Annotated in this window: 13 protein-coding genes and 1 pseudogene; 9 read left to right on the top strand and 5 right to left on the bottom strand. The window is 33.6% G+C overall.

Translation table 11 applies throughout. From position 1 onward, the window contains the following. Positions 1 to 64 precede the first annotated feature (64 nt). From RT037_RS07205 to RT037_RS07195, 3 genes are all read left to right on the top strand, one after another. Positions 65 to 562 carry a hypothetical protein gene (locus RT037_RS07205; RefSeq protein WP_312321994.1) on the top strand — a complete coding sequence of 166 codons (498 nt, stop codon included), beginning with the start codon at positions 65 to 67 and terminating at the stop codon, positions 560 to 562. A gap of 180 nt (positions 563 to 742) precedes the next feature. Beyond that, entirely contained in the window at positions 743 to 1,333 is a 591-nt protein-coding gene (locus tag RT037_RS07200) for a sigma-70 family RNA polymerase sigma factor (RefSeq protein WP_312321993.1), read from the top strand. Positions 1,334 to 1,601: 268 nt separating this feature from the next. Next, positions 1,602 to 2,306, top strand: a complete 705-nt coding sequence (locus RT037_RS07195; RefSeq protein ID WP_313029421.1) for an HAD-IA family hydrolase — start codon at positions 1,602 to 1,604, stop codon at positions 2,304 to 2,306. A gap of 28 nt (positions 2,307 to 2,334) precedes the next feature. Here RT037_RS07195 and RT037_RS07190 read toward each other — a convergent pair whose 3' ends face one another. From RT037_RS07190 to smpB, 3 genes are all read right to left on the bottom strand, one after another. Next, positions 2,335 to 3,075, bottom strand: coding sequence for a YebC/PmpR family DNA-binding transcriptional regulator (locus tag RT037_RS07190; protein ID WP_313029418.1), 741 nt, complete (start codon positions 3,073 to 3,075; stop codon positions 2,335 to 2,337). A 110-nt stretch (positions 3,076 to 3,185) separates the two neighbouring features. After that, a complete protein-coding gene (locus RT037_RS07185) occupies positions 3,186 to 4,676 on the bottom strand; it encodes an OmpA family protein (protein ID WP_312321990.1) in 1,491 nt (496 codons plus the stop codon). A 67-nt stretch (positions 4,677 to 4,743) separates the two neighbouring features. Then, on the bottom strand, positions 4,744 to 5,202 hold the full coding sequence (smpB, locus tag RT037_RS07180) for an SsrA-binding protein SmpB (protein WP_312321989.1): 459 nt from the start codon (positions 5,200 to 5,202) through the stop codon (positions 4,744 to 4,746). Between the two features lie 79 nt (positions 5,203 to 5,281). On the opposite strand from smpB, the gene RT037_RS07175 reads away from it, so the two are divergent. Further along, on the top strand, positions 5,282 to 6,904 hold the full coding sequence (locus tag RT037_RS07175; RefSeq protein ID WP_079667668.1) for an ABC-F family ATP-binding cassette domain-containing protein: 1,623 nt from the start codon (positions 5,282 to 5,284) through the stop codon (positions 6,902 to 6,904). A gap of 66 nt (positions 6,905 to 6,970) precedes the next feature. On the opposite strand, the pseudogene RT037_RS07170 reads toward RT037_RS07175, so the two are convergent. Together RT037_RS07170 and RT037_RS07165 are read right to left on the bottom strand one after the other, a co-directional pair. Continuing rightward, positions 6,971 to 7,330, bottom strand: a pseudogene (locus RT037_RS07170) (M48 family metalloprotease); the annotation flags it as partial. A 28-nt stretch (positions 7,331 to 7,358) separates the two neighbouring features. Next, positions 7,359 to 8,111: an RDD family protein gene (locus RT037_RS07165; protein WP_312321988.1), complete on the bottom strand. Its 753-nt coding sequence runs from the start codon at positions 8,109 to 8,111 to the stop codon at positions 7,359 to 7,361. A 23-nt stretch (positions 8,112 to 8,134) separates the two neighbouring features. Here RT037_RS07165 and RT037_RS07160 point away from each other — a divergent pair, with 23 nt between their 5' ends. The 5 genes from RT037_RS07160 to RT037_RS07140 are packed head-to-tail and all read left to right on the top strand — an operon-like array spanning position 8,135 to position 13,020. Then, positions 8,135 to 9,127 (top strand): stage II sporulation protein M, encoded by a 993-nt coding sequence (locus RT037_RS07160; RefSeq protein WP_312321987.1) that lies wholly within the window; start codon positions 8,135 to 8,137, stop codon positions 9,125 to 9,127. After that, complete coding sequence (locus RT037_RS07155) at positions 9,096 to 10,067, top strand: DUF4013 domain-containing protein (RefSeq protein ID WP_313029405.1); 972 nt, start codon at positions 9,096 to 9,098, stop codon at positions 10,065 to 10,067. The genes RT037_RS07160 and RT037_RS07155 overlap by 32 nt, the downstream gene beginning before the upstream one ends. Next, positions 10,030 to 10,836 (top strand): DUF4129 domain-containing protein, encoded by an 807-nt coding sequence (locus RT037_RS07150; RefSeq protein WP_313029401.1) that lies wholly within the window; start codon positions 10,030 to 10,032, stop codon positions 10,834 to 10,836. The genes RT037_RS07155 and RT037_RS07150 overlap by 38 nt, the downstream gene beginning before the upstream one ends. Further along, positions 10,836 to 12,008 (top strand): hypothetical protein, encoded by a 1,173-nt coding sequence (locus tag RT037_RS07145; protein ID WP_313029398.1) that lies wholly within the window; start codon positions 10,836 to 10,838, stop codon positions 12,006 to 12,008. The genes RT037_RS07150 and RT037_RS07145 overlap by 1 nt, the downstream gene beginning before the upstream one ends. 19 nt (positions 12,009 to 12,027) lie before the next feature. Continuing rightward, positions 12,028 to 13,020 (top strand): MoxR family ATPase, encoded by a 993-nt coding sequence (locus RT037_RS07140; protein ID WP_312322717.1) that lies wholly within the window; start codon positions 12,028 to 12,030, stop codon positions 13,018 to 13,020. Positions 13,021 to 13,029: the final 9 nt, after the last annotated feature.

Genomic DNA, 13,029 nt, shown 5'->3' with positions numbered 1-13,029 from the left:
CTTTGGCAGCTTTATTCATTTGAATAAAGCTGTTTTTTTTATTTTTGAATTTTAAATTTCTAATATGAATTTCAATAAAATATTTTTTATCATAAGTCTAATCTTTAGTACCACATTTCTCAATCAAACTAAAGCACAAACAACAACGCATTGGCTACTAAACACTGGTTATGCTTATCAAACACAAAGTTTCGGGGAAATCGGTGTTAAAGCTTTGTTTTTAAAAAACGATGATGTCCTGTACAGACTAGGCGGATCGGCGCTTTTGGGAAACGCAAATGGGAAATTTGCAGCTATTCCTAAACTACAAGGCGATGTATTATTAAATTTTCAAAAAGGTGTTGACCTTTATCACTCGCATTATTTTATTTTGGGTGCAGAAGCCACGACTAAGTATATTGCACCGAAAGTTGGTGTCAGTATTTTGGGAATAATCGACCTAACAGCAGGCTATGGCTTTGGGTTTTCTGGACAAAACATTAATGGAAAAGAATTGAAAGGCCTCAACATAAACTTCGGTCTAAATCTGCCATTTGTAATGTTAAATGATATGCTTAAATAATTTTAACACAATAAAAATGTTAAAATTAAAAATTTAAGATTTCGTTAACTTTTTTTTCCTATATTTACCAACACCAAATCACCAATCTATCGACAAAAATTTTATCTCTTTTATAAATAATTAATGAAGAAACTAAGGAATACGCAAGTATTTCTATGAATTCATGCGAGAGATAGAGTTATGAAAACGCAAACCGATAGTCAATTAATCCATTTTTATCAAGGAGGCTGTGAGACGTCTTTATCAAGGCTGATCCACAGACATCAGAAAGAATTGTTCAACTTTATATTTTATAAAGTAATGGACGAAGAATTAGCAAATGACCTTTTCCAAGAGACTTTTATGAAAATAATTGTAACATTAAAGGAAGGACGCTATAAGGAAGAAAACAAATTTATCCTTTGGGCAAAACGTATCGCCCACAATCTTATTATTGATCATTACAGACTAAAATCGAAACACATCAAAGTGTCGGAATCATCGTATCAAGATGAAGAATTTAGCATTTTTGACATTGTTAAAGAACCAGACGACAACATCGAAGATTTATTAATTAATCAACAAATTAACGATGATCTTTTCCGTATGTTATCCATGCTTCCTGACAATCAGCAAGAAGTTATTCGCTTAAGATTTTTTGATGGCTTAAGTTTTAAAGACATTGCAGAGCATACAGATTCTAGTATTAATACGACTTTAGGACGTGTTAGATATGCTCTTATTAACCTTCGGAAAATAATGGAAGATAATAACATAATTTTAACAAAATAGAATATAATATTTTCAGGCTTCCGTCGTTTTAAAAATAAATAGTAAAGTAGCCTATGAAAAAAAACGACACTTTAGTACTTAAAACTTTGAAACCCAAAAAGGAAACAATTGCATTTTTATTAAACTTCTCAAAAAGCTATGAGATAGTTAAATTAAAAAATGGAAGTGCTCTTGGGATCTTAAAGAATTAAGTTTTTCAACTTTAAATAGTTTTAGATTAATGAATACATTCATTTTGTATGGTTAAAATTGATTAGTTTTGTGCCTTATGGAAAATATAAGGCACATTTTTTTTGATCTTGATAACACGCTTTGGGATCATCGCAAAAATGCTTACAATACAATCAAAGATTTATTTTTAAAACTAGAAATCAACGAAAAATATAATATTGATTTTGAAAGCTTTCACAAGACATACGATCTTATTAATGAACATCTTTGGGAGTTAATTCGCGATGCTAAAATCGATAAAGACTACTTAAGAAAACATAGATTTTACGATACGTTTTTAGAATTTGGGGTAGATAATTTTGAGTTATCACAATATTTTGAAGAACATTTTCTAGATCGGATTCTATCTTATAATGACTTAGTTGAAGGCACTATTGAACTTCTTGACCACCTAAAATCTAAGCAATACAAACTACATATTATTTCCAATGGCTTTCAAGAAGTTACCGAAAGGAAATGTATTTTATCTGGTATTGATAAATATTTTGAAACGATAACCAGTGCAGATTCCATTGGTAAAAGAAAACCAAATGCAGAAGTTTTTAAGTTTGCTTTAAATGAAGCTAGAGCAAATATTGACGAAAGTCTAATGATCGGCGACGATTGGATTGCTGATGTCATTGGCGCCACCAATTTTGGAATTAAAGTCATATATTTTGATGCATTAAATGAAAAAATACATCAAATGGAAAATGTAAATATTGTCGATCACTTAACCGAAATAAAAAATATAATTAAATAAAAAAACCGCTAATTGCGGTTTTTATATTTTATAAAGAATCTAAATGCTCATCTGTAAACTCCATATTATGGAAAACATTTTGCACATCGTCATCATCCTCAAAACGCTCTAACATTTTCATATTAGCTGCAAATTGCTCTGTTGTAACTTCCTTAGAATTATTTGGAATACGTTGCAATTCTGCACTTTTCGCATCTATTTCAATTTCATCCAATTTATGAGATAGTGTTCCAAAATCTTCAAAAGCTGTTGTTACGACTACTTCAGTCTCATCTTGATCAATTTCTTCGGCTCCTCCATCAATCATTTCCATTTCAAAATCATCCCAATCCATTGTAATGTTTGCTTTGTCAATAGTGAAAATCCCCTTTCTATCAAATAAAAATGACAATTCTCCATTTTTGCCAAGATTACCATCAAACTTATTGAAAATAGCTCTTACATTAGCCACAGTCCGAGTTGGGTTATTCGTAGTACATTCTACAAAAAAAGCAACACCACCTTGCCCATAACCTTCATATGTAATTTCTTCATAGTTTTCCGCATCAGCACCAGCAGCTTTCTTTATTGCGCGCTCTACGTTATCTTTTGGCATATTAGCACCTTTTGCATTTTGAATGCAACGACGCAATGCAGGATTAGATTCGGGGTCAGGACCTCCGGCTTTAACAGCTAATGCAATATCTTTTCCTATTTTAGAAAAGGTTTTGGCCATCTTATCCCAACGAGCCATTTTTGATGCCTTTCTATATTCAAATGCTCTTCCCATTTTAATCTGTAATTTATTCTACAAAAATACTTTCAATTCGTGAATTATAAAAATTTTTGAACAAAAAAACACCCTCAATTGAGGGTGTTATATTTAGAAAAATAAGTTAATTATTTTTTCTTTTTAGCTGGAGCTTTTTTCTTAGCTGGAGCTTTTTTAACTACTTTTTTCTGAACTATTGGAAGATCTGACTTCTGCATTGACTGCCAAGCCTCTCTATTAACAGCAGTTACAACTACTTTTCTATCGATAGCTCTTTCAGCATCAGAAGCTTTTTCATCAACTGTAGCTTTTTGCTCACCTACACCAATAGATTTCAATTGATCTCCGCTAACTCCTCTAGCTTCAAGAGCTCTTACTACTGACGCAGCTCTTTCTCTTGAAAGTTTTAAGTTGTAAGCTTCTGAACCTTTTTTATCTGTTTGACCTTCAACTAAGAATAAACCATCCTTAGAACCTTTGATAATTGTAGACGCTTGATCTAATTTTGGATTAGATTCTGCCTTGATAGAAGACTTGTTGAAGTCAAATAAGATACCTTGAAGTGCTCCTGTAGCTTCTGTTGCGTATGCATCAGCAGGCTTAGGACATCCGTTGTACTCTTTAAGACCGAATACAGTAGGACAAGCATCGTCTTTATCTAACACACCATCACCGTCGGTATCTGGCCAAGGACAACCGTTGTTTTCAGCTGGACCTGCTACTGTAGGACATTGATCATCTTTGTCTAATACACCATCACCATCAGTATCTGGCCAAGGACAACCGTTGTTTTCTTTTGGACCAGCAACATCTGGACATTGATCATCGATATCAGGAATACCATCTCCGTCTGTATCAGGACAACCTTGGAATTCTGCTAAACCAAAAGTATCAGGACATCTATCTTCTTTATCTGGGATACCATCTTTATCTCTGTCAGTATTACCAAATCTGAATAATAATGAAGCAGATGCTTGCCAGAAATTAGCGATATTAGATTTATCAACTGGAGTTGAAACATAATCACCTTGAACACCTAAACCGAAGTTTTTAGTAACCCAAAGGTTTAAACCTGCACCTGTTGCTACAGTAAAGTGATTAGCTTTACCAGTTCCTCCATCACCATCAAATGCTGTATAAGTACCCCCACCTCTTACTTTAGCATCAGTAATAGGGAAATTCACACCTGTGTAATCATGTCTTAGGTAGTTAGCACCAACTCTTAAGTAAGGATCAAACCAAGAATCTTCATTCCAAAGACCGTTGAATTTAAATTGAAGACCAAGACCTGTTTGTAAGAAGAATTCTTTATCAAGACCAAATCTTTTGTTATCAACATTCCCAACTGTCGTTTGCCAGTCTAAAACCAAATATTTGTTTAAGTTTCTAGCAACAGTTAATTTTGATAAAGGTGGAGTAATAGAGTATTTAGAAACTCCTAATAAATTTTCTTTAACGTTCCATGCAGAGAAAGTCCCACTGAACTGGCTTCTTTGCGCTACGTGGTTCACTCCGTGCATACCAACTCCGATAACCCAAGGGTTAGAAGTCGTCTGAGCGAAAACAGTAGAGGCAACTGTAAGTGCCAATGCTGAAATTCCTAATTTTAGATTTTTCATAGAATTAAATGATTAAATAATTGATAATGCAAAATAAATATAATTTTTCTTTAAAAACAAAGTTTTTTTAACTTTTCTTTAATAGTCTTTGAAGGTTAACTTTATTCTCTCTGTCTTTTATAGCCTCTCTTTTATCATAAAGTTTTTTCCCTCTAGCCGATGCAATAAGAAGTTTAGCCTTTCCTTTATCATTAATATATAATTTTAAAGGTATTATAGTATTGCCAATATCCTTTAACTTTTTTTTAAGTTTTTGCAATTCGTATTTATGCAGTAGCAACTTTCGTGCCCTTCTCGCTTTATGATTATAAAAAGTCCCCAATTTATACTCATCTATCTGCATATTAATAACATAGAGGTCGCCATCTGTAAATTCACAAAAACTCTCTGATATAGATGCTTTAGAAGACCGAAGTGATTTAATTTCAGTACCAGTCAAGACAAGACCAGCCTCGTATTCGTCTAGAATTTCGTATTCGAATCGCGCTCGTTTATTAAGAATATTAACAGTTCTTTGGATTTTCATATGTGTATATATAGTATAAGTAGATACAGTTTATTATACCAACTTATTTTCGTAAATTTGCACAAATTTACAAAACTCTATGTTAACAGTATCTAATTTATCATTACAGTTCGGAAAAAGAGTACTTTTTGATGAAGTCAATATAAAATTTACAAAAGGGAATTGCTACGGTATCATTGGTGCCAATGGTGCTGGTAAGTCAACCTTCCTTAAAATATTAAGTGGAAAACAAGAAGCAACGACTGGTAATGTCTCTTTGGAACCAGGCAAAAGAATGTCAGTTCTTGAGCAGGATCATTTTGCATTCGATAATTTCACCGTATTAGAAGCGGTTCTTCGTGGCAACAAAAAATTATTTGAGATAAAAGAGGAGATGGACGCTTTGTACGCTAAAGAGGATTTCTCTGACGAAGACGGTATTAAAGCTGGAGAGCTTGGTGTTATCTACGACGAAATGGGGGGATGGAATGCTGAGTCTGACGCACAAACGATGTTATCTAACGTAGGCATTAAAGATGATATGCATTATCAAATGATGTCAGAACTTGAAAACAAGGATAAAGTAAGAGTGTTACTTGCTCAAGCTTTATTTGGAAACCCAGATGTTTTGATCTTGGATGAGCCTACCAACGACTTGGATATCGATACAATCGCTTGGTTAGAAGATTTCTTAGGTGGTTACGAGAACACAGTTATTGTTGTATCGCACGACCGTCACTTCTTAGATGCGGTATGTACGCACATCGGCGATTTAGATTATTCTAAACTTAACTTATATACTGGTAACTACACATTCTGGTACCAAGCTTCACAATTAGCGACAAGACAAAGAGCTCAAGCTAACAAGAAGGCGGAAGAAAAGAAAAAGGAATTACAAGACTTTATTGCGAGATTTAGTTCTAACGTTGCGAAAGCAAAACAAGCAACTGCTCGTAAAAAAATGATTGACAAGTTAAACATCGAAGATATTAAACCATCTTCTCGTCGTTATCCTGCCATTATTTTTGACCAAGAAAGAGAAGTTGGTGATCAAATTTTAGAAGTTAAAGGTTTAGAAAAAACAAAGGATGGCGAATTATTATTCTCTAACGTTGATATCAACCTTAAGAAAAATGATAAAGTTGCGATCATTTCCAGAAACTCTTTAGCAATTACTGAATTCTTCCAAATTATTACAGGAAACGTAGAAGCAGACAAAGGAAATTACCAATGGGGTGTTACAACAACTCAAAGTTATATGCCTCTTGACAACTCTTCTTTTTTCCAAGAAGAAATTAATCTTGTAGATTGGTTACGTCAATTTGTTTTAACCGATGAAGAAAGACACGAAGAATATGTGAGAGGTTTCTTAGGTAGAATGTTATTCTCAGGTGATGAAGCGCTTAAATCTAGCCAAGTACTTTCAGGAGGTGAAAAAATGCGTTGTATGTTCTCTAGAATGATGCTTAAAAAAGCCAATGTTCTTGTAATGGATGAACCAACCAACCACTTAGATCTAGAAAGTATCACGACATTGAACAACTCTTTGAGCAACTTCAAAGGAAACATTCTTTTGTCTTCTCATGACCACGAAATGTTACAAACTGTTTGTAATCGTATTATTGAGTTAACGCCAAAAGGTGTTATTGACCGCGATATGTCTTACGACGAATATCTTGAAGATAAAAAAATAAAAGAACTAAGAGACCAAATGTATTCTTAATTTCTTTTTAAAAATTATAAAAAAAAGCCGCAAACAATTTGCGGCTTTTTTTTATTTTAATAAAGATTATTTCGTAAGTTTAGTTGTAAGCAAAGTTACAGTTCCTGTATCTTTCCAAAGACCATCTTTCTTAGCTCTTTTTTTGATTGCTTCAGCACGCTTATTACTATCAGGATGCGAGTTGAACATCTTTTGAAAACCACTCTGTTTTGCACCACCATCCTCAGATAACAAGGCTAGTTTTTTAAAAGCTCTATACGCCCCAACAACATCGTAGCCATTCGCCTTCATAAAATCGTAAGAATAGTTATCCGCTTCCGACTCCTGCTTTTTGCTGTGAGATGCGTCTAACATTGCATTAGCCATTGCACCAAGCTGACTATTATTAAGTGTCGCAATTGTCTTAGAACTTGCCGATGCAGCATCTGCATTAGTAAAAGTTAAAGCCTTAATTTTAAGAATTTCTTCCAGTATAAAAATTATAATCCTTTATTACTATATTGATGAATTCAAGATCAGAATATGAAAAATTGGTAGTATCAAGTTTTATCGTTTGTTTTATTTTATCTGCTAATTTTTTAATGATAATGTTATCTTTTGATTTTATTGCGCGCTCATAATTTTCTTTGATGATTCGCATATCGTTATCATTTAGCAAAATAACCTGTGGAAAAATAGGCACATAATCTTCTTTAAGCTCCTCCAAAATTGTATGCGAAATATTAAATTCACTTTTTAAAGAAATAACAGCACAACCCGAAGCAACATCTCCCAATCTTTGGTTGTATTTTGAAGACACCATACTTATCAAACCGACAACACCAAAATTAGAATAAACATCAATAAGTCGCATGAACCATCGCATAAGATAATCGCCAAATGTAGCCTGATAACCGTCTATTTTTACAATCCTAATTTTTAATAATCTTTTACCTGGCGTTTGCCCTTCAAAAAGGCTTTCCAAAACAAAAGTGTACAAGATGACTGGTAAATAAAAGATTGATAAAAAAGCACCGATAGACCAACTATCCCAACCTTGCATTAATCCGCCAATACCCAGAACATCAAAAAGAATCCAAAAAACTGCAAATCCGTAAGCTGCTTTTATCAAAATATCAATAATGAAGGCAAAAAATCTTTCGCCAACACTAGCAATTTTAAAATTAATGTTTACATTTTGAGATGTATTGATGCCTATTTGATTCATTTTTTTGTTACATTAGCAAAATCATGAGAGAAATCGCTTTCATTAAACAAAATAAAGAAAAATGGTTGGAAATCGACCAAGTCATTCAGGGAAAAATTAAAAAAAATCCCGATGACTTGTCATCTTTATACATAAGTATTGTCAACGATCTCTCATACGCACAAACTTATTACCCAAAAAGTAAGACAACAATCTATCTCAATTTTTTGTCTTCGCAAGTTTTCCAAAAAATATATAAGACAAAACGTGTTGAAGAAAATCGCTTCAAGTCATTTTTTCTACAAGAAGTCCCACTAATCGCTTACCAATACCGAAGATATCTACTCTATGCGATTTGTTTTTTTGTAGCATTTACAAGTATTGGCGTTTTGTCATCCATCTATGATAAAGATTTTGCAAGACTTATTTTGGGGGACGATTACATCAACCAAACTTTAGAAAACATAAAAAAAGGCGACCCAACCGCCATCTATGGGACAGGTTCTACTTGGGGCACTTCTTTCGTCATAATCCTTAATAATTTATATGTTGGTGCGAGACTCTACATCTACGGTATATTCGGAGGAGTTGGAACCATCTACGCATTGTTCCAAAATAGTGTTATGCTAGGAGCTTTTCAATATTTTTTCAAAGACCAAAGTGTACTACTAGAAAGTGCTAAAGGCATTTGGTTACACGGGACGTTTGAGATTATAGCAATGGTTATCGAGGCCGCCGCAGGACTTATTTTGGGAGCATCAATACTATTTCCGAAAACCTATTCGAGATTCGAGTCTTTCAAAATCGGATTCAAAACAAGTATGAAACTTTTTCTAAGTACCGTTCCGTTTACAATAATTGCTGGCGTTATCGAAGGCTATGTTACAAGACATGCGCAGGTTATGCCACTTTGGGCTAACTTGGCTATTATCATTATTTGTCTATCAATAATTGGATTCTACTATGGTATATATCCAAGAATGCTTTATAAAAAACACACAAAACATGCAGATTTTTCAGGAGCGAAACTTCGGTAATTTGGTAAGTGACACATTTAATTTTTTCCGAATTTATGGAAAAGATTATTTTAAAAGTTACTTCATCATCAATGGTGCGTTATTGATAATAATGACATTGTTAACGATATTTTTCTATCGCGAGTTTTTTATGCAAATTTTCGTTGCTAATGCTGGTGGACAAAGCTATATGTTCGAAAGTTATTTTAGTAACAATTGGCCAATTCTTGTATTGGTGGGCATTATTGCTTTTATTTTGCTTTTTGTTATTTCTACTGTTGTATACACATTTCCTATTTTCTACATGAAGCGCATCGGCGAACATCAAACCAAAATCACAACCGACGAGCTGCTTTCTGATATGAAAAAAAATATCGGGAAATTTTTCATATTCTGTTTAGCAACGTGCTTTATTGTCGCTCCAGTTATGATGGTTATGTTGGCTATTTCCTCTTTTTTAATTGTAATTCTAGTAGGTTTTTTATTATTAATATTATTAGCGCCAGCATTTTACAACGTACTTTATCTAACCTTGTACGATTATATGAGTACTAACAAAACATACTTCGATGCGCTCAGCAATGCTGCTAGAACCGTTTTCGGAGATATGTTTAATACTCAAAAAACAAAATTCTGGAAGTATTGGGGATCAACATTAGTTCTTGGTGTTATCATCTACATTGTGAGTATGGCATTCTCGATAATTCCGTATTTTATGATGATCGGGAACATGAGTCTTAACCCAAATTATGACCAAATTAATGATCCAAGTACTATTTTCTCCGGCGTAATGGGCGTTATTTTTTTTGTAAGCTACGGCGTTTCTATTTTGGTCAGTTCTATTGTGTATAACCTAATGGCAGTTAATGCAGGTTTTATGTATTATGACAGTCGACAGGATCTACACCGCGATCTTGACATTCATGAAATCGATACTATTGGTAATCAAACAGATGCGTAAGTTTTTAGTCATCATATTAATGTATATTTTTGTCCCTATTTTTGGACAAGATTATGATGTTGTGGTTCCGCCAAAATCGACAGCAGTAACAGCTATCGAAACTCTTGCCGAAACCGATTCTATTTTAAAAACTAACTACCAGACAGACAACACTGTAACGACGAGAAAATTTAGTCCCAATTATTACAAAAAATATCAAGGTGAAGATTTCGATTATCGCTTAACAAAACCGCGAGAATCTATTTTTGCAAAGTTTTCAAAATGGTTAGATAAGGTTCTAAATGCACTATTTGGAAATATCGATACACCAAACACTTTCAAATACACGGATATTATCATTAAGTTTTTTGTCATTTTGTTGGTCGGTTTTTTACTTTATTTCATCATCACAAAATTCTTTTTGAAAGACGGCAGTATTTTCTTTAGTAAAAAGAATAAAAAAATAAAAATCACAACGGAAGATCTTAAAGAAAATATCCACGAAATCAATTTTGAAAATACGATTGCCGAATACGAAGCAAAATCCAATTATCGTATGGCAACGCGTTATCAGTTTTTATCATTATTAAAAAAACTTTCTGATCGAAAATTAATTGACTGGAATATTGAAAAAACCAATCGTGACTACAGTCGAGAACTTAAAAACGATGATCAAAAAACACAGTTTAATAGACTGACAAACATTTTCGAAAACGTTTGGTATGGCGAGATAGAGCTTGACCAATCGCGTTATGAGTCCTTCAAATCCTATTTTAATAACTTTAAATAATGAGTAAAAATTTCAAAATATATCTTGGTGTTTTTCTCGTTATTTTAGCAATAATGGGAATTTTCCAAGTCAATAAAAAACTAATTGTAGATTGGCGCAAAAATTTTGATCCTAACTCAAAAACGCCTTTCGGACTTTTCGTTTTTAATAAAGAAGCCGATCATCTTTTTGGGAATAATCTAGAGCGCATTAACCAATCGCCTTACGATTATTATTCTAAAGAAAAAGAGACGCCGAAACACAATATTTTAATCATTGAAAAAAATCTCGACACCGAATCTTGGAGAAAAATCCTTGATAAAGTTAATACTGGTTCTAGCGCCATGTTGATTTCTAGATCTCTTCCCGAAATGTTGGAAGACAGCCTGAAGTTTAGACTTTGGATTAACAATTCGGACACAAAATACAATCTAGAATTTACTGAGGTCAAACTAAAAACAGACACTTTACTTATCAACCGACTGCCTGACAGTCGCGGTTTTACGAAGATTAATAAAAGCATTGAGATTTTAGGTTATAATAAAACTTCAGGTTTCGGAAACGACGAATACAAAAACACCAATTTTATTAAGGTTAAACATGGTCAAGGTTATTTTTATTTGTATTCGGAACCGAGTGCTATTTCCAATTATTATCTTTTAAAATCGCGGTCTGCTTATCCTACCAAGTTATTTTCGTTCCTACCTCAACAGAAAACAATTTGGTTTACAGAAAGTAAATCTGCGGGCAATTCGCAGTCGCCGATGCGTTTTATCCTTGCAAATCCACCATTGCGTTATGCTTTATATATCGCAGTTTTAGGATTGGCTTTGTTTATGATTTTTAATGTTAAACGAAAACAGCGCATCGTTCCAATTGTAGAACCATTAAAAAATACGTCGTTAGAATTTGTAAAAAGCATCGGAAATTTATACCTACAAGAAGGCAACTTCCATGATATGATGGCGAAAAAAGCGCAATACTTTTTACACAAAATTAGATTGGATTTGTTAATTGACACTTCTAATTTGGACGAGGATTTTATTAAAAAATTAAACTTAAAAACGGGTGTCAAAATAGAAACTATTCAAGAAGCTGTATCTTTAATCAGGAAAGCGCAAGATCCTTATTCTATTGTTATGAAAGAGGATTTTATTAAAATGAATAGTCTTCTCGATGACATTTTAAAATAGATTTTGAAAATTAACAATTATGGAACAACAAGATCAACCAAATAGCGACTTCCAGTCAAGAATCGATATGTCTGAACTGAGCAACAGCTTACACCAAATAAAACAAGAGATTTCTAAAGTCATCGTGGGTCAAGACAAAATGATCGAACATCTTTTGGCGGCGCTTTTATCCAACGGACACGTGTTGATAGAAGGTGTTCCTGGTGTTGCTAAGACTATTACATCAAAACTTTTGGCCAAAACGATTGATGTTGATTTTAGCAGAATCCAGTTTACGCCAGATTTGATGCCGTCAGATATTTTGGGAACATCGGTTTTTAATGTTAAAGAATCTGATTTTAATTTTAAAAAAGGTCCAATTTTCTCAAACTTCATTTTGATTGATGAAATTAATCGTTCGCCTGCAAAGACGCAATCGGCGTTGTTTGAGGTGATGGAAGAACGTCAAATTACAATGGACGGCGTAACTTACCCAATGGAAGAACCATTCTTGGTTATCGCCACTCAAAACCCAATCGAGCACGAAGGAACCTATCGCCTTCCAGAAGCACAACTTGACCGTTTTCTTTTTAAAGTTGAAGTAGGTTATCCTGATCTTAACCAAGAAATTGAAATCATTAAAAACCAACATCACAACAAGCTTGACGACAAAACCGATGTGGTTAACAAAGTCGTAACTGGACAACAATTAAAGACTTATCAAAATCTTGTAAAAGATGTTGTTGTTGAAGAAAAACTGATTGAATATATCGCTAAGATTATTGTTAATACAAGAGAAAACCAATTCTTATATCTTGGTGCTTCGCCTAGAGCAAGTTTGGCTTTGTTAACAGCGAGTAAAGCTTTTGCCGCAATTCGTGGTCGTGATTTTGTAACGCCAGACGACATTAAAGAAGCCGCACTTGCAGTCCTAAGACACAGAGTAATTGTCGCACCAGAACGCGAAATGGAAGGTCTAACTGACGACGAAATTATCCGCCAAATTTTAGAATCAATTGAGATTCCACGTTAGATTTTTAAA

Source organism: Soonwooa sp., assembly GCF_032062245.1.
Taxonomy (GTDB): Bacteria; Bacteroidota; Bacteroidia; order Flavobacteriales; family Weeksellaceae; genus Soonwooa.
Note: the sequence above shows the minus strand (reverse complement) of the source record. Positions and strands in the feature narration are given on the sequence as shown.